The following is a 17282-nucleotide window of genomic DNA, read 5'->3' as shown; positions in this document are numbered from 1 at the left end:
GCCGAGCAGCAGGTCCGGACCGCGCTGCCGCCGCCCACGGGCCGGACCGAGACCTTTCGCCGCAGGCAGAGGTAGAGAAGCAGCACGTTGGCAAACGAGGCCACGCTCACTGCCAGCGCGAGGCCTACGTGGGCCAGCGGCATCATCAGGCCGCGCCGAGGCCGATGTTGATGACGAGGCAGGCCACCGCGATGATGACGGGAGTACGGGTGTCCTCAAGCGCATAAAAAGCCGAAACGAGAGGGCGTGAAAGCGCGATGAAAGGTAGCCCGACAGCGTAGGCCACGAGCGCCACGGAGGTGGCCTCGACCGCCTCGGGGCCAAAACGACCATGACCGAACAAAACGGCAATGACAGGCTCGGCCAGCGCCATGAGCCCGGCAGCCGCCGGGATGGCGATGAACAGAGTCAGCCCGTTGGCCGACCGGAGCGCCTGCCCGAACTCGCCCATCTCCTTGCGCGCGGCAAGGGCGGAAAGGCTCGGCAGCGCGGCGGTGCTCACGGCAATGCCGAACACGCCGAGCGGGAACTGCACCAATCGGTCCGCATAGTAGAGATATGAGACGCTGCCTGTTGGCAGAAACGAGGCCAGAAGCGTCCCGAGCAGGATGTTCAGTTGATAGACAGCCGCACCGAAGACCGTGGGCAACATGAGAACGCCCATGCGGGCCACGCCCTTGTTTCGCAGGGACCACGGCCCACGCCAGCCGAGGCCGACTCGCCTAAGCGCCGGTTGCTGAATGAGAAACTGGAAAAAACCACCGACCAGCACGCCGTACGCCATGCCGTACGCGACATTAAAGCCGCTGTAATAACTGATTAATGCTGCGCCGATGAGCGCGACGTTCAGCACAGCCGGGGCCATGGCCGGGGCAAGAAACCGCTGATGCGAGTTGAGGATGCCCATGCACAGGGCCACGCCGCAGATGAATATGACGTAGGGGAAGCATATCTTCACGAGCTCGACGGTGGTTGCGAACTGCTCGGGATTCTTGGTGAATCCCGGCGCAATAGCCGTGGTCAGCGGGCCCGCCGCAAGCTCGGCAACAAGCGTCAGCGCGCCGAGAATGATACCCAGCCAGATCATGGTTGAACGGGCCATTTCACGGGCGGCCTCTTCCCCCTCCTCTTCTCTAACCCTAGAATATATCGGGATAAAAGCCATGGTCAACGACCCTTCGCCAAAGAGCCGCCGCATGAGGTTCGGGATACGGAAAGCAACGAAAAACGCGTCCGCGAACAGCCCGGCACCCAGCGTGAAGGCCACGATGAGGTCTCTAACAAACCCCAATACCCTCGAAATCAGCGTGGCCCCCGCCACCACCGAGGCATTTCGTGCTATCGTTCTGCCGTGCTCGGACACCCGAAAACCGCCTTTTTCACAATTCTGAAATTACACAACTTAATTTTCTAGACTTTTACTATAGCTTCTCTAGAAAATCTGTGTTTCGTTTTAAAAACAGTTTCTTTTACCAGCCATCATTCATCATGCATCGGCACTGGTCGCCCCCTGTCTCTCCGCCCTCCCCACATGTAAAACTTATCTCTTTTATTCAGATATTTATCAAAAACAACCCAATATGCTCGAATTCGGCATCATTACCCTTTCAATTTGAAGAATCGTGCTACCCATTTCCGTGACCAACGAGTTCGATCCGCAAAAACCTTTGTTGGAGTTCTTTGCAGAAAGGCTTACACACCGCCATGGCGGTCCTGACAGGCCGGACAGAAGGTGGACGTGCGCCCGGCCACGGTGGCGCAGTCAAGCCCGCAGCCGCAGCGGGGGCAGGCTTCGCCTTTGCGTCCGTACACGTTGAAACTATTCTGGAAAGCGCCCGCATCACCGTCTGCGTTCACGTAGTTGCGGATAGAGCTGCCATTCTCGTCAATGGCCTGTTGCAGCACATCCTGCAGGTGTCGGAACAGTTCTTCCAGCTTTTCCCGAGGGATGCTGGATGCTGCCGCCGCCGGGTGCACCCCGGCACGGAAAAGCGACTCGTCAGCATAGATGTTGCCGCACCCGGCCACCACGGTCTGATCCAGGAGCAGCCCCTTGATGCGCGCCTTCCGCCCTGCCACGCGGGCGGCAAGCTGCGCCGCGGACGTCTCCAGCGGCTCTGGGCCGAGCTTTTCATAAAAGGGCCAGCTCGCAAGCTTGTCGGGCCGCATGGCCTTCATGTAGCCGAACCGCCGCATGTCCGCGAAGGTCAGGAGCGTGTCATCGTCCAACCCGAGCAGGACGCGGTCATGGGGCGCGGTACCCCGGTCCGGGCCGTGCACCAGCCTGCCGGTCATCTTGAGGTGCACGCCGATGACCGTTTCAGGGTTCAGGTCCACCAGCAGCAACTTGGCGCGACGGCGCACGCCGCAGATGCAGGCATCCTGCACCAGCACGCGGAACTCCTGTTCGGGCTGGCCGAGCGAGGTCGGCCACGGCACGCGGATGTCCCTGACGGTCCGGCCCGGAAGGGTCCGGTTCAGGCCGCGGGCGATGACTTCAACTTCCGGTAGTTCTGGCATGACCGATGCCTACCCCAAAAGCGGTTCGCAGGAAAGCCGGTGGATCACAAAATCTCCGAGAGTGCCTGACGCTCATCCCCGGCCGGGACAGTCACCCAGTAGATGAGATCGCCGGTGAAGAAGACCAGATGCGACTTGCCCATGCCTACAAAGGGGTAAACCGGAACACCTTCGAAGTCGAACCGCTTGCGGTACTGAAACGGTGACTTGGGGTTCTCGTACATCATGTGCACCATCTTGCCGGCCTGACGCCGGGCCTCGCGTCCGTCTGCAGCACGGGAAATCCATATCTCCGAGACCTCGTCGCCGGAACCGTAACGGGCCACGGCACCGTCCTCGGCACGGATGGCCTTGCCGTGCAGTTTGTTCACCTCGGCCAGCGCGTCCTCGCCATGCACGTATTCGGTCATGGGCTGACCGAGCAGCGTTTCCGGGAACAGCCGCTTCATGCGTCGTCGCAGGCCGCCACCACGAGCAGCAGGGCCACAAGTATGAGCGATTTGCGAATCATTCGGTCGCCTCCTTCCTGTTTCGGGAACCAAGCCTGCCCACGTCGATCACGTAGTCCTCGCAGCCGAGCGTGGTGCGAAAGACCAGCGGCTTGTCCTCGTCATGGGCCTTCTTCCCGGCCATGTGGATGTCGAAAAGCTGATTGACCGGGATGCCCTGTGCCTCGGTGATGACCATGCCGGGCCGGAAGCCCGAGCGGTCGGCGCGGGAGCCGCGGCGCACGGCCTCCACATACACGCCCTCAACCCCGGCGGTCAGAGTCGCGCCGAGACGGCTTTCGTAGGATGCGGGACAGTAGAACGAGTAGTCGCCCTTGTCCGGGTCGTACGGCTCGCCCCGCCACGGCACCACGGTCATGACCACGGCCTCCGGGTCGAGCGTGCGGATGCGCTCCGGGATGCCCCAGCCGTACTCCACATGCCCGCTGCCCGCCACGACCGCCACGGGCCAGCCGAAACTTTGATGGAGCCGCACGGCCTCTTCGGCCATCTTGGAATCCCATATGGACTGAATGAGCATAAAGCGCTCCAGCCGTTCATCCTCGGGCTCATCGGACTCGCCGTGCATGGCCATGGCCTTTTTCAGCACGGCCTCCTGACCCTTGCCGGGCATGATGATTTCTTTCGGAAGCGAAGCCCGCTCCTCGGGTGTGAGAGATTCAAGCCCCTCGCGGCTGACCTTACGGATCACGTCCGGCGGCGCGTTAAGCCCGGCAATTGGCATGCTGACTCGCTCGGCGAGCCTGAAATGCCCCTCGAAAAGCGAGAACGGATACCCCCAGCGGTCAGACCACTGGAGCTCTTCGCCCATGTCTTCGGGCCGTATCTGCCCCTTGCCGAAGTCGTCAAGAACGCGCTGCCTGTCCACGGCCACCATCTCCAGCCCCAGCGAAAGAGAACGGCCCCCTTCGGAGAGCCCATCGAGCAGGGCCTGCTGCACCCGGTGGTCGCAGACATTGGTGTGTCCTTCGCCGATAATGACGTAGTCGGCTCCTTTGAGGCCTTCCACAACGGTCTGCAAATCACCACGACTGCCATCGAGCATGAGGAAATCGCCCTTTTCGGGCAGGAACGTCACCCGCATTTCCGGCACCTCCGGCTGTTGCGGTTGCTTGTAGCACCCGGCCAGCGCAAAGGCGGCAAGGAGCAGGAGTGTCGCGGCTTTGATCACGCTTTTCATCGTATTACCACCCGTTGTCATTTCGCTTTCACCCCGCTGCGTTGAAGTCATGGTACCAAATGGCCATGGCGAGCCCTTTTTCATCGCGCGGCGGGCCCTCGGGAAACGAGGAGAGCCGGCCACCGGAAGCGCGGGCCGAAAGCGCCAGAATCAGGGCGTCCACCAAATCATCCAGCGCCACCGTCTTTTTGGAGAACCGCCGCACCGCGTCCTTGAGAAACGCTTCGCTCCCGGCGTGGATGCGTTCCAGAATCCGCAGCCGCTCAACAAAGCCGAAGGCGTCCTTCTTGTTCCACTCCAGATTCCGCCCGGCGGCGAAACGAAACGCCACCTCGGGATGCGCCTCGTAAAAGACAGACCGGGCCGCCTCGTCACCTGTCAGCAGCCCGTCGAGCTCCCTGATTTTCGGCGTGATCATATAGGCCTGCTTCGAGAGCCCCTTGCCCACCTGCTCACGGGTGATCATACCCGCCCGCTCATAATCATCGGCATACACTGCGTTGCGGACAGGGCAGGGAAACACGCTGGAACGTCTCGGCCCGATGGCCCGGCGCGCCAACAGGTCGGCCTGACGCTCGGGGTGCTGACTCCAAGGTAATCCAATGGGCATGTCCACCAAAACGGCGCGGGCGTCTGCTGCATCTGCCCAGACTTTGTGTATGTTGTTGTAGACGTTGCAGTCGAGGCGGTCGGCGCCGTCGATGGTCACTGCGACCCAGCCGCCCCTGCATCCGTCGATTCCTGCGTAGCGCATGCCCATCATCATAACCACTGAACCGCGCGGCGCAAGCAAAAGCCGTGCTCAAAACGCCGAAAGACCATTGCGGACCATCGGCCCCGCCGACACGCCGCATCATTATAACCCGTTTGGCTTGTCCCTGCCGCATTTCGTGATAGTATCGCGGCAACTGTATTCTGATAACCATTAGCAAGCGAGGCTTTTCATGACCATGTTTACCAGCCGCCTGCCGGGAGCATTCCTTCTGGCCCTTTTGGTTCTTGCCGCGACCACAGCCACGGCAGCTGCGCACTGCCAGATACCCTGCGGCATCTACGACGACCATATGCGCATCCACATGATTGAGGAACACCTCACGACCATTGAGAAATCCGTCAACTCCATTCATGCCCTGCAAAAGGAAACACCCATCAACTACAACCAGCTCGTGCGTTGGGTGAACAACAAGGAGCACCACGCTCAGGAGATTCAGGACATCGTAAGCGAGTACTTCCTTGCCCAGCGCATCAAGTCCGACCAGCCGGAATATGGCAAGCGTCTGGAGTTGCTGCATGAGTTGATTGTCGGCGCCATGAAGTGCAAGCTGAACGCGGACCTGAAGTACGCCACCTCCATGCGCGACACCCTCAAGCAATTCGAGACGCTCTACTTCGCCGAGTAGACACGATTACGAAAAAAACGGCCTCATGTAATACATGAGGCCGTTTTTCGTCCAAACGCAATCAACGGCCCATGGCATCTCTGAGGAACGGGGCGTACTTCATATCCGCCCCCTTGATGTGACTGGTGAGCCAGTCCTTGAGGAACCCGAGGATTTCCCGGCTGATGAAAACCTCACCGGCCTTGAACTTGGTCTCAAAGTCCAGCACCTTGCCAAGCAGGTCCTGATGAAGCTCCTTGTGCGCGTCGGAGTCCGGATACCCGTACTTCTCGAACAACTCTTCCTCCAGTTGGAAGTGCTTGACCGTATACTCCTTGAGTTCGTTGAAGATTCCTGCCAGCACTCCGGTGCCCTTGCCCTGACTCATGGCCGCATTCAGGCGATTGACCATGGTCACGAGCTGCCGGTGCTGCTCGTCGATTTCGTTGATGCCTGTGCGCAGGGAGTCCTGCCATGTTATGAGATCCTTGAACGTTCCGAGGTCCATCGACTCTTCCGGAGCGACCGAACCCGAGACCGGCTGCGTTGCCGCCTGAACCGGCTCGGCCTTCCTTTTTGCGACAGGCTTTGGGGCATCAACCGTCCACTCGGCTTCGCGGACGCTTGAATACGGCTCGGGATTTCGCGTGCCGACAGGTGAAGCATGACGTACCGGTGCGGGGTCGGCACGGACCGTGCGGAGAGTGTCGCGACCGGAAGACTCCACGACGAAGAATCCCAAGGCTTCCTGAAGGGTTGCCGTCCGCTCCGAAAACGCCTCCGACAGCGACGCAACCGCCCCGGAAGCGGTAACGTTTTCGTTCACAGTCTGCTCCAGATGATCGACCGCGCGGCCCATCTGCCGGGCCGCCTCACTCTGCTCTTCAGACGTGGCCGAAATTTCCTGCACCAGCTCCGCGTTGGCCTTGATGTCGGGTACGAGCTTTTCCAAACGCTGTCCGGCGGTATTGGCCACATCTGCCGTGGTTCTGGCAAGCTCGCCGATCTCGGCTGCGGCCTCGCCGCTCCGTTCGGCCAGTTGCCGGACCTCGGCGGCCACCACAGCGAACCCCTTGCCGCTCTCCCCGGCACGGGCCGCCTCAATGGCCGCGTTCAGGGCCAGAAGATTTGTCTGCCGCGCGATCTCTTCCACCACGGTGATCTTTTCCGTTATCTCCTTCATGGACGCCACGGCCTCGCCCACGGCCCGGCCGCCCTCTTCGGCATCTGTCGACAGCAGCGCCGCGCCGTCCGCCGCCCGGCTCGCGTTTTCGGTGTTCCTGCCGATGGATGCGGCCATATCCTCCATGGCGGCAGACACCTCGCGCAGGCTGTCTTCCTGGACCGAAACGGCCTGCTCAAGCCCTGTGGCGGTGTCCGCCATCTGTTCACTGTTCCGGGCCAGCCCGTCGGCAGAATCCCGGACCGTTCCGACCCTCTCGCCCACCTCGGCGACCGTGGCGCTCAAGGCCTCGGCAAGCTCGCCGACCTCGTCACTGCGCCGAAAGGGCAACCGTGCGACGAAGCGGCCCTCGGCCATGGCGTAGGTCAACCGAATACACCTGTTGACCGGGCCGATGACCCTCCCCCTCATCAGAAGCCAGACGCACAGGATCAGGGCAAGCAGCGACGCCGCCGTCAGGCCGAAGAACACCCATCCCGCAACCATGGCCTGCTGCAGAACGGCCTTTGCCGCGTCCCCCGCTTCGGGGATCGACTGCCGGGCACGCACAGCCTCGGCAACCTGTTCGTATTGGTAGAAATAGACCGCGCCGCATCCGGCGAGCACGATACAGGCTATCAGGGCAAGCCTTCTGAGCATTAACCCGTTGAGCGTCGTTTTGCGCACCTTTCCTCCCACTGTCTTTTTTTCCGCAGAGCGCACCCGTTGGCCGATATTTAGCTCGGCGAAGAGCACCAAGAATGCATACTCTTGCGCATAGAAAATATGTTTTCGATTATAAAAATGCGCAAACACGTTGAAGATATCGTAATGGGACAAACGCTCAGACCCCGCAATCAGCCGCACGGGCCCGGCTTTCCCCATTCTCGGCGTTGACAGGCGACAGCCACCCGCATATGACACGCAGTTCCTCGGCACCGGCAAAAAGGGGGCTTTTCTGCCGTTTCAGCCGAAGCAAACGGAACCATCATGGCGTTGCTTTCTTTAAACGCTTACTTTTTTTCAGGAGAGAAACAATGGACTCGAAGCTTGCCAACCCCGCCCCGCTCGGCTGATGGGCTTTGGCATGACCACCATCCTGCTGAACATCCACAACGCAGGATTTTTCCCCATCAGCTCCATGGTGCTGGCCATGGGCATCTTCTACGGTGGCATTGCCAGATCATCGCCGGGATCATGGAATTCAAGAAGGGCAACACCTTCGGCACAACCGCATTCACGTCCTACGGCCTGTTCTGGCTGACCCTCGTGGCGCTGATCGTTATGCCCAAGCTCGGCTACGCAGACCCCACGCCCCACTCCTTCATGGGCTGGTACCTGGTAATGTGGGGCCTTTTCACGCTGTTCATGTTCATGGGCACGCTGAAGGCCAACACCGTGCTGAAGTTCGTGTTCTTCTCCCTGACCGTTCTTTTCTTCATGCTTGCAGCGCGCGATTTCACGGGCAGCGAGTTCATCGGCACCCTCGCCGGGTGGGAAGGCATCGTCTGCGGTGCGTCCGCGTTCTACCTCGCCATGGCCGAAGTGCTGAACGAACAGTACGGCCGCACGGTCCTGCCCATCGGGTAGCAAAGCCCCACCCCAAGCACGCACAAAGGCCGCACGGATTACCCGTGCGGCCTTTGTTCATGCCTTTCCGGCAGGTTCGGCTATTCCACCGGCCGCTGTGCCGCCACAATCAGCCCACCGCCCCGCAACCCTGCGGGAGCGCAGCGAAAGCCTGTAAATCCGGCCCCGGCCAACTCGCGCTCAAGACGGTCCCTGCCAATCTGATGGGTCTCATACCCTGCCATGGTTGCGCAAAAGTTGACGGTGCTGGAATACTCCAAAGGATCGCCGCCATCCGGGTCCATGTGCTGGGCCACGAACCACCCGCCGGGTGTAAGGGATTTGCGAATCCCGACGAACAGCGACGCGAGGTCGTCCATGAACGCATAGAGCACATGCGATGTAAGGACCAAGTCATACTCGCCTTCCGGAAGCGCGTCCTTGCGCAAATCGCACGGCACGGCGCGCAGCCTGTCGGCATACCCCTTTTCGGCAATATACTCGTTTGCGGTCTTGGTGACCTCTGGCAGGTCTGCGATGACCCCGCGCAAGTGGGGGTTGCGGGCAAGCAGGCTCATGGAGAACTCGCCGTGATTCCCGCCGATGTCGCACATGCTGCGCATGGACGGGAAGCCCGGAAGGGCCGCCGCAAAATCCACCGTATCCTGCAGCGCGCCCAGCCGTGCGTGTGCCGCCGTTCCTTCAAGCGTGTCACGCAGTGCCCAGTTGTCGTCGCAGGAGGTGCGCGCGTCAGGGCGTCCCTTGAGGAATCCGGAGATATCCGAAATCATGGACGCATTGAACCTGCTGTGAAGCTGCAGAGACCTGCCCTGATACAGTGTCGAGGTGGTCACGAGATGTTCGGAAGAAAGTCGCGTGTTCGAGTACCCGCGGTCCGATTTCTCCAGCAGACCATAGGCCGAGAGCATATCGAGCAGGCCCTCGGTCTGCGTGAGCAGAAAGCCCTGCTGCTCAGCAAAATCCGCCGCCGAGACCGTACGCGCCTCGAAAGCGTCGAAGGCCTTGAGCCGCACGCACTCAAGTATGGCCTGAAAGGCGAGGGTGTTCATCATGACGGTCTGTATTCCGCTGAAATCCGTTGTGGGACGTTCCATGTGTGCTCCTTGTTTGTCCTGATTCACGATGCCGCCCGCCTACAGTGCAGAGGCTCCAAGCGACATTCACACGACCATGAATCCTTAAAACCCGTAATGAACGCACCACCGGTCATCATGTCATCCCCCTTCGCTGCTCACGAATTCCCCAACTCTGGCCGTTTCAATGCGCCAAGCTCTCGGGGACTTCGTTGATAATGATTTCAATTTTCAAAAGACCCATGCAACTCTCTATGCCGTATCGGACAGTGGGTCAACCCCGCCACATACCCTTCTACACGAATTGCACCGTTGGCCCGGAAGGAGGCTTATCGGGCAGCGTGGACACACACGGCGTATTGAAAAACACCACTGTCGTTCAGGATGGAATCCATCTTCAAAGCCTGTCCCAGAACAGGGGAGGCTTCAGCTATGTTTGCGAGTATGTCATTCAAGCCCGTGTGGTAGATGGTGCCGCCGGTGGTGACGATTCGAGGATTCCTCAGTCTTCTTCGCAAAGAAGGGAGAATTGACTCGGAGTCGGCGGCCTCGGACGGGTCGGTTGCAACCATCGACTTCAGTGAAGGCCTCGCGACCTCCTTGCCCATCATCTGCCCGTCGCTCGTCAAATAACATTCATCCGGCAGCGAGTTTCTGAACGCGTTGATGTAGGACAACTCCCTGTCCGACCATTGAAATCTCGACTTCCCGACGTAATCATTCATGAAAAAACACCCGCCGCTCTCCAGAAGAGCGTATGTTTTCGCAACCGCCTCATCGCAATCGAACATGTGGTGCAGGGAGTTGTCCCAATGGACGAAATCGTATCGATCTTTGACGTTCAGCTTGAAAAAGTCTTCGCTCGAAATGCTGACCCTGTCAGACAGCCCCGCTTCAGCAAAGTTGTTCATAGCAAGACGGGCCCGCTCTGCGGAAAGCTCAAACAGATCGAAATGGTCAACAAGCCCTTGCCGGACGAGCCCCAGCTCCTTGGCGGCCTGCCCGCAACCGATCGAAATGCCCCTGTGAAAGGTTCTCCCGGGAAACATGGACTGCACAAGGCGTATGGCTCCCTGATTGATCCCCGGCAGCTTTTCTCCGCACACAATGCCATTTACATGTGCAATAATTCTGGGCGACTGCCACCAGCGGACCCTGTTCGGGAGAGGTGTCGTGGTCCGTTCATCCCAAAACCGTCCGACCTTTCGTAAGTGCTGATCCGAGGCCATGAGCATATCCCCAAGAACGTTGATTGAATCTGTTTGACCGGCCAGAGCGAGCGGACAGCACTGGGCGGTCCGAAACAAATTGACCGGGCTTCTTCTGCGTTACGCGTCGCAGGCTACGAAGGCACCTTGGGGGCCAGCCCCTCGGGAAGGTATCGTTTCAGCCAATCGCCATACAGGCTAGCGAGGGCTTTATCTCCGATCCTGTCCATGAACCCGGCAATGAAGCGGGCCGAGGGGGCAAGCTCTTTTGCCGCGACTTCATCAAAGGGATGATGCGCCTGCAGCGTGGCAAGAGCATACTCCAGATTGGCCTTGTCTCCGGCACGGGTGGCCTCTTGCTGCAATGCTTCAAATGCACCCGGCGAACGCTCGAGCTTGTCAGCAAAAACGCCTCGCGGGTGGCTGCTTCGTGGTCGCCTGTGCGTCAAGGAGCTCCACAAGGCGCGCCCGGCCAGCATGCCACAGCGGTTCGCGCAGCACCGCTTCCTTGAGCGTGTCGGCATCGGCCTGCTGGCCGTACCGCTTCTCGACAAGCTCCCTCCTGCGTTGCGGAAGGGCCAGATACGGACGCATCCATTTGCTGAGGCGCAATTCATAGCCGTCCGCTTTTGCATGCAGATGCAGGTCGGGACAGATCCTGTCCAGACAGCGCCTTTTCAGAATACTGCCGTTGTGTTCCTCGAAATCGTTACGACCCGGCGTTTGAGAGGCAAGGTGATAGATGCGGCTCTCTGTGACACACCGCAGTCCATACCCTTTTGCAAGCAGTTGCAGCGTCAGGTCTATGTCCTCGCCGCCGTTGATGTACTCCTCATGGTATCCGCCGATCTCGGCAAAGAGGCTTCTGGGAAGCATCAACGCGGCTCCGGTAAGAGACTGATAGCTCCTCCGGCGTTTGGTCAAAGGATGGTCTGCTGGAAAGAATTCATAGAGGTGGCCGGGGTAGAAAAACGGGTCAAAGACCACTCCAAGATGCTGGACGCGGTCAACGTCTCCGTTCTCTCCCGGATACATCAACAGCGGCGTCGCGGCCCCCAGTTTGGAATCGGCCTCAAAGGCTCCATCAACGGCTCCAGCCAGCCCGGCAGCATGATTGTGTCGTTGTTCAGAAAGAGGACGAACTCTCCGGTGCCCTTGCGCGCTCCGAGGTTGCTTGCCGGGCCGTAGTTGATGTTCCGCTCCTGCCGCAGGTACCCGAAGCGTTCTCCGAAAAGCTCGCGGCCCAGCGCCGGGCACGAGGTCGTTGTCTCGTCCGTGGAGCCGTTATCCACCACAAACACTTCCAGACCGTGCCCCTGCGTGGTCTGTGCAAGCGATGTCAGGCACTGCTTGGTGAGCCGCCAGTTGTTCAGGACGGGAATTGATACGGTGAGCATAGGATTTCGTTGCAGAAAGCATCCCTCTGTCCGACAGGTCGGCATGGACTGTCGAGCGGTTTGCGGCGCGAACGCCGGGCTCATCCCCGCGCAATTCCCGCCCACTGTCATTTACCTACATTCTGGCGCAAGACGGGTCAAACAGGCCAAGCCGCGCCGTCTCCTTGAGCTTCAAGAAAGCTTGGGCTACAGAGAAGGATGGCATGAAAACATCGGCTCTAATGAAGACGAAACGCGGAGACGGTGCGGCCCGACCTGCCCTCAACCGGCAGAAACGACAAGGAAGACATGGCTGACCAGAAAGAACAGCAGGGCTTGAGCAACGTCTTCGTTCTCGGAACAGGACGCTGCGGGACAGTGACCTTCTCCAAGGCCTGTGAAAGCATGACGAACTGGACCGCAGGGCACGAAACCAACTCCCACCTTCTCTTTCAGGATCGCCTTGAATACCCGCAGAAGCACATTGAGGTCGACAACCGGCTTTCATGGATGCTGGGACGGCTGGACGCGCTCTACGGGGATGACCCGCTATATGTCCACATCTACCGCGACCCCATGGAGACAACCCTTTCCTACGCCAAGAGGACATGGCCGGGCAGCATTGTCCGGGCCTATGCCGAAGGCATCATCCTGCACAAGCCCGATGAACCGACGAACTACAACGTCGAAGAATATGGCCTTGACATGATTGACGTTGTCACGGCCAACATCCGACACTTCCTCAAAGATAAAAGTAAGACCATGCTGTTCCCCCTGCACGAGGCAAAGCGGCTCTGGCCGGTGTTCTGGAGGCTGGTCCGAGCCGAGGGAGATTTCGAGCGTTCTCTGGCAGTCTGGGACGTCAAGCATAACGCCTCCTGAAGCACGGGCAGACGCTACGGCAACCAAGAGACAATTCATGGACCTGAACGAACGCACCCACCCCGCCCTCAGTGTAAGCATCCTGAGGGATGACAAAGCCCCCGCCTTCGCTCCGGCCGAAAGACTGGTCAAGGCCCTCGTCGCGCAGGCCGGGGAGCAGGGTCATGAATGCAGGGTTTACGACACGAAACGTTGGGGCGCTCCGGACCTCGAGCCGGGCCTGACACTCCACGTGATTTCTTCCGAAAGACTGCACCACCCCAAGCCCTGGCGGTTCAACGTTGCCGTGATCGCCGAGGACACGCGCGCGCGGCCGGACAATCTGGAAGACTATGACGCCGTTTGCAGGGTCTCGTGCACCGAAGACCTCGATGCGGCCCGTTTCGTCCTCACTGACGCCGAAACGCGTGCGGGCGACGAACCGCTTTCCCTGCTGCTGACGCGCCTCACCGAGCGCATGAAGGCCGCCCCCGAACGAGAAAGGATGCGGGCCGCGCTTGAGCAGGCCCTGACCGTCACTGAAAACGGCCCCCTTGTCTCCGTGTTGCTGGCGACCCATGACCGGCTGGAATTCCTCGGCGACGCCGTGGACTCCGTTCTTGCGCAGCGGTACCCCAACTGGGAGCTGCTGGTGATTCAGGACGGCGGGCCGGATGTCTCGCCAATCCTCGAAGAGCGGCGCGACCCGCGCATACGGCTCTTTGTTCAGCCGCAAAACCGGGGCAAGAGCGCAGCGCTCAACCTCGCCCTTGAGCATGCACAGGGGGAATACGTCGCCTGTCTGGATGACGATGACGTCTGGCTGCCCCATCATCTGGAGGCGAACGTGCGGGTACTGGTCACCACGCCGGGCGTCAGGATGACCCATTCGGACGGGCACAGGCTGCAACGCCGCCGCACGGCCTCGGGCTGGGAGGTGGATGAATCGTCCCGGTCACAGCCATATACCGGGCATGTCTCGCTGGAGGATATTCTTGAAAACAACTCCATTCTGGGCATCACCGTCGTTCATGACCGGGAGTTGCTCCGTGAGGCCGGTCCCTATGACGAGCACCTTGAGACGCTGGTGGATTTCGACATGTGGCGTCGGCTCGCGGCCCTGACCCACCCCTGCCACGTCGCCGAGGTCACGGCCGAATACTTCGTCTGGGCGTCGAAAGAGTCCCGCCGCAGCCAAATGACCAATCTGGGCGTGCGAGATTTTCCCCGATACCTTGCCAACAAGGCGCGGGTCCTGTGCAAACCGCTCCCGGAATCCGTTCCTGAAGGGCTTCACGCACAGTGGAAGCAGCTGCGCCGCACCATCCGTTACGAATTCCTGTTGCAGCGGGGAATGCACTTTCTTCGCAAGGAACACAACACCGCCAGAGCCTTGGTGTCGTTGAAACGCGCACAGGGCTTCTGCCCTCCAAGTTCCGAATCCCGGCGCATTCTCGCCATTGCCCTTCTGGAAGCCGAAGACGCCCGGGCTAGCCTGAAGCTGTTGCAAAAGAATCTTGCCGCCGCCTCGCACAGACGCCCGGCAGACTACCTCTACACCTGCCTCGCGCTCCTCCAGCTCGGACAGGCCCAGAAGGTCCCCTCCCTTCTCGACACCCTCGAACAGGAATTCTCCCTCACGAAAGACGAGATCGAACTGGCCAGCCGCTACCGAGCCCTTGCCCGGAAGGCTGCTGGCCGATAGTCGTTGGGGATGAGACCTGCCGGAGATTTCGGCACAGGCCTCTCTCGCGAAACAACTTAGCTAATCTATTTCAGACTCTTAGAGACAAGAAAAAGCCTTTCGCTTTCGCGAAAGGCTTTGATTTCGTTGGCGTCCCCAAGGGGATTTGAACCCCTGTTATCGGCGTGAAAGGCCGACGTCCTGGACCGGGCTAGACGATGGGGACGCGTATGGAAATGGCCGCCGCATGCGGTGGCCGATCTTCGATCTAAGGTGGTGGGTCGTGTTGGGCTCGAACCAACGACTCTCTGCTTAAAAGGCAGATACTCTACCAACTGAGTTAACGACCCACGGCCGAAGGACTGTTTTGATAGCGGTGAGTGCCGCACCTGTCAAGCGGATTCTGTTTTTCAGAGGGATTTTTTAAAAACGCTCTTCTAACCGCTTAATATTACATAATATTTCAAAAAAAGCTTGCCAAAGTTGCCAAAAATGATATACTCCCCGCCTCTGCAAAAAACCACTTATATCTCAATATCAGGAGTACGTTTCCATGACCAGGAAAGACCGTACAGAAGGCATTTACAGCAGACGGGAAGTGCTGGACGAGTCCGAACGCAGGCAGTACTGCCAGCTTCAGCTCAAAGAGCTCCTTTCCTACGCATACCGGTATTCCGAGGACGTCAAGAAGCGCTTCGACCGCGCACAGTTCAACGTGGACAAGTTCCGCACCCTGAACGACCTGAAGCACATCCCCATCATCAAGAAGAAAGAGCTGATCTTTCTCCAGAGCATGGGACCGCGCCTCGGCGGTCTGCTGACCAAGGACCTCGGCGAACTCAACCGCATCTTCCTCTCCCCCGGCCCGATCTTCGACCCCGAAGACCGCACCGAAGACTACTGGGGATGGACCGAAGGCTTCTACGCCGCCGGTTTCCGCGCGGGCGACGTGACCCAGATCACCTTCAACTATCACCTCGCCCCGGCCGGCCTGATGTTTGAAGAGCCGCTCAGCAACCTGTCCTGCGCCGTCATTCCCGCCGGTCCGGGCAACACCAACAGCCAGATCGAGATCATGCAGAAGCTCCGCGTCACCGGCTACGTCGGCACCCCGAGCTACCTCATGCATCTGGCGCAGAAAGCCGAGGAGTCCGGCCTCTCCCTCAGGAAGGACCTGTACCTCGAAACCGCGTTCTGCACCGGCGAAAAGCTCTCCGAGAAGATGCGCACCACGCTGGAAAAGAAGTTCGACTGCATCATGCGTCAGGGCTACGGCACCGCGGACGTGGGCTGCATAGGCTACGAGTGCTACCACAAGAACGGCCTGCACCTCTCCAACCGCGCTTTCGTGGAAATCTGCCACCCCGACACCGGCATTCCGCTCAAGGACGGCGAAGTGGGCGAGATCGTGGTCACGGCCTTCAACAAGACCTACCCGCTCATCCGTCTCGCCACCGGCGACCTCGGCTACATCGACCGCGCTCCGTGCCCCTGCGGACGCACCAGCCCGCGCCTCGGCGGCATCGTCGGCCGCGTGGACACCACCGCCCGCATCAAGGGCATGTTCGTGTACCCGCATCAGGTGGAGCAGGTCATGGCCCGCTTCGAGGACGTCAAGCGCTGGCAGATCGAAGTCACCAACCCGGCGGCATCGACGAAATGGTCCTCTCCATCGAGGCCGGCAGCTTCGATCAGGAAGACGAGCTGCTGCACCTCTTCCGCGAGAAGATCAAGCTGCGCCCCATCCTCAAGGTTCTGGCCCCGGGCTCCCTGCCCCCGCAGATCCGCCCCATCGAAGACAAGCGCACCTGGGACTAGCCCCCGCACGCAGAGAAACGACCATCAAGCCGGAGGCGACACCGCTTCCGGCCTTTTTCATGTGCGTATTCGTTACGAACAATTCTTTCCATCATGTTCACAATGAACATATACCCCTGATATTAAAACAGAAAAATACGAACAGCATGTCAACACAGTCAGCCCTCTTCTGTTCGTTTTCAATGGCGAGCGCGACCAGAGTCGGGTCATCGTGGAACTGCCGCAGACGGGTGCACCCGTAACGGACACCGTTGACATTTCCCTCCGAATAAAGCACATTTCCTCCCGTTCTTATTCTCAGGGCGGGGTGAAATTCCCCACCGGCGGTATCCCGGCGCGTCCGGGGAGCCCGCGAGCGCTTCTCCCGTCGGGGGAGAGGGTCAGCAGACCCGGTGAGATGCCGGGGCCGACGGTAACAGTCCGGATGGAAGAGGATAAGCGCCGAGCATCCGTCGCCGCGGAGGTCTTTTTCGCGGTCCGGTGAGCATTTCCGTGCTCCGCTCGGCAGTTCCTGCGCCCTGATTCATGCACCCCGAACGTCAAGGAGCGTTCCATGAATCAGTCTCTTCTCAACAGTTTCGGCACCCCCATCGAGCGGGTGGAAAAAGCGCTGGAGTCGCTCAGAAGCGGCTCAGGCGTGCTCGTCACCGATGACGAGAACCGGGAGAACGAGGGCGACCTCATCTTCTCGGCCGAGCACCTCACCAACGAACAGATGGCCATGCTCATCCGTGATTGCAGCGGCATCGTCTGCCTCTGCCTGACCGAAGAGCGGGTCCAAAAGCTGGGCCTGCCCATGATGGTGGACAAGAACAACAGCCAGTACGGCACCGCGTTCACGGTCTCCATCGAGGCGGCGGAAGGCGTCACCACCGGCGTCTCCGCGGCAGACCGCGTCTGCACGGTCAAGGCGGCCTCGGCT

The 17282-nt window shown here is 59.9% G+C and carries 15 protein-coding genes, 2 tRNA genes, 2 pseudogenes and 1 riboswitch; of the genes and pseudogenes, 6 read left to right on the top strand and 13 right to left on the bottom strand.

Annotation, left to right across the window (positions count from 1 at the left end):
• Nucleotides 1–145: 145 nt before the first annotated feature.
• The 5 genes from murJ to JCM12178_RS13610 form a co-directional block, all read right to left on the bottom strand.
• The gene (murJ, locus tag JCM12178_RS13630) at nt 146–1321 is read right to left on the bottom strand and encodes a murein biosynthesis integral membrane protein MurJ (protein ID WP_369404525.1); all 1176 of its coding nucleotides are present in this window, start codon (nt 1319–1321) and stop codon (nt 146–148) included.
• Nucleotides 1322–1692: 371 nt separating this feature from the next.
• Nucleotides 1693–2520 carry a bifunctional DNA-formamidopyrimidine glycosylase/DNA-(apurinic or apyrimidinic site) lyase gene (gene mutM, locus JCM12178_RS13625; RefSeq protein ID WP_054652084.1) on the bottom strand — a complete coding sequence of 276 codons (828 nt, stop codon included), beginning with the start codon at nt 2518–2520 and terminating at the stop codon, nt 1693–1695.
• A 44-nt stretch (nt 2521–2564) separates the two neighbouring features.
• Nucleotides 2565–2969 carry a hypothetical protein gene (locus JCM12178_RS13620; RefSeq protein ID WP_054652082.1) on the bottom strand — a complete coding sequence of 135 codons (405 nt, stop codon included), beginning with the start codon at nt 2967–2969 and terminating at the stop codon, nt 2565–2567.
• Between the two features lie 58 nt (nt 2970–3027).
• A complete protein-coding gene (locus JCM12178_RS13615; RefSeq protein ID WP_054652080.1) occupies nt 3028–4209 on the bottom strand; it encodes a ChaN family lipoprotein in 1182 nt (393 codons plus the stop codon).
• Between the two features lie 28 nt (nt 4210–4237).
• Nucleotides 4238–4963 (bottom strand): DUF429 domain-containing protein, encoded by a 726-nt coding sequence (locus JCM12178_RS13610; RefSeq protein WP_172677144.1) that lies wholly within the window; start codon nt 4961–4963, stop codon nt 4238–4240.
• A 190-nt stretch (nt 4964–5153) separates the two neighbouring features.
• Between JCM12178_RS13610 and JCM12178_RS13605 the strand changes: the two genes are divergently transcribed.
• Entirely contained in the window at nt 5154–5609 is a 456-nt protein-coding gene (locus tag JCM12178_RS13605; RefSeq protein WP_054652076.1) for a superoxide dismutase [Ni], read from the top strand.
• A gap of 61 nt (nt 5610–5670) precedes the next feature.
• Here JCM12178_RS13605 and JCM12178_RS13600 read toward each other — a convergent pair whose 3' ends face one another.
• Nucleotides 5671–7437 (bottom strand): bacteriohemerythrin, encoded by a 1767-nt coding sequence (locus tag JCM12178_RS13600; protein ID WP_172677143.1) that lies wholly within the window; start codon nt 7435–7437, stop codon nt 5671–5673.
• Nucleotides 7438–7787: 350 nt separating this feature from the next.
• Here JCM12178_RS13600 and satP point away from each other — a divergent pair.
• A pseudogene (gene satP / locus JCM12178_RS13595) lies at nt 7788–8340 on the top strand (acetate uptake transporter).
• Nucleotides 8341–8420: 80 nt separating this feature from the next.
• On the opposite strand, the gene JCM12178_RS13590 reads toward satP, so the two are convergent.
• From JCM12178_RS13590 to JCM12178_RS13570, 5 genes are all read right to left on the bottom strand, one after another.
• Complete coding sequence (locus JCM12178_RS13590; RefSeq protein ID WP_054652072.1) at nt 8421–9434, bottom strand: methyltransferase; 1014 nt, start codon at nt 9432–9434, stop codon at nt 8421–8423.
• 308 nt (nt 9435–9742) lie between these two features.
• On the bottom strand, nt 9743–10642 hold the full coding sequence (locus tag JCM12178_RS13585) for an SAM-dependent methyltransferase (RefSeq protein ID WP_172677142.1): 900 nt from the start codon (nt 10640–10642) through the stop codon (nt 9743–9745).
• A 113-nt stretch (nt 10643–10755) separates the two neighbouring features.
• Entirely contained in the window at nt 10756–10986 is a 231-nt protein-coding gene (locus JCM12178_RS13580; RefSeq protein WP_054652068.1) for a hypothetical protein, read from the bottom strand.
• A gap of 34 nt (nt 10987–11020) precedes the next feature.
• Nucleotides 11021–11656 (bottom strand): galactosyltransferase-related protein, encoded by a 636-nt coding sequence (locus JCM12178_RS13575; protein ID WP_284690219.1) that lies wholly within the window; start codon nt 11654–11656, stop codon nt 11021–11023.
• The gene (locus tag JCM12178_RS13570) at nt 11656–12018 is read right to left on the bottom strand and encodes a glycosyltransferase family 2 protein (RefSeq protein WP_054652063.1); all 363 of its coding nucleotides are present in this window, start codon (nt 12016–12018) and stop codon (nt 11656–11658) included. Before JCM12178_RS13570 ends, JCM12178_RS13575 begins: the two co-directional genes overlap by 1 nt.
• A 288-nt stretch (nt 12019–12306) precedes the next feature.
• Between JCM12178_RS13570 and JCM12178_RS13565 the strand changes: the two genes are divergently transcribed.
• Together JCM12178_RS13565 and JCM12178_RS13560 are read left to right on the top strand one after the other, a co-directional pair.
• Nucleotides 12307–12879 (top strand): hypothetical protein, encoded by a 573-nt coding sequence (locus tag JCM12178_RS13565; protein ID WP_157054927.1) that lies wholly within the window; start codon nt 12307–12309, stop codon nt 12877–12879.
• A 37-nt stretch (nt 12880–12916) separates the two neighbouring features.
• On the top strand, nt 12917–14563 hold the full coding sequence (locus JCM12178_RS13560) for a glycosyltransferase family 2 protein (RefSeq protein WP_054652059.1): 1647 nt from the start codon (nt 12917–12919) through the stop codon (nt 14561–14563).
• Between the two features lie 127 nt (nt 14564–14690).
• Here JCM12178_RS13560 and JCM12178_RS13555 read toward each other — a convergent pair.
• A tRNA-Glu gene (locus JCM12178_RS13555) sits at nt 14691–14768 on the bottom strand.
• A 48-nt stretch (nt 14769–14816) separates the two neighbouring features.
• Nucleotides 14817–14892, bottom strand: a tRNA-Lys gene (locus tag JCM12178_RS13550).
• A 203-nt stretch (nt 14893–15095) separates the two neighbouring features.
• Between JCM12178_RS13550 and JCM12178_RS13545 the strand changes: the two are divergent.
• A pseudogene (locus JCM12178_RS13545) lies at nt 15096–16360 on the top strand (phenylacetate--CoA ligase family protein).
• A 289-nt stretch (nt 16361–16649) separates the two neighbouring features.
• A riboswitch (FMN riboswitch) is annotated at nt 16650–16800 on the top strand.
• A 113-nt stretch (nt 16801–16913) separates the two neighbouring features.
• Nucleotides 16914–17282, top strand: a 369-nt coding sequence (locus JCM12178_RS13540; protein WP_172677141.1) for a 3,4-dihydroxy-2-butanone-4-phosphate synthase, incomplete at its 3' end; no start/stop codon positions are given.

The organism is Salidesulfovibrio brasiliensis JCM 12178 (genome assembly GCF_001311825.1).
Lineage (GTDB): Bacteria > Desulfobacterota > Desulfovibrionia > Desulfovibrionales > Desulfovibrionaceae > Pseudodesulfovibrio > Pseudodesulfovibrio brasiliensis.
The sequence above is the reverse complement of the archived record's forward strand: the minus strand, read 5'-3'. Positions and strand labels throughout refer to the sequence as shown.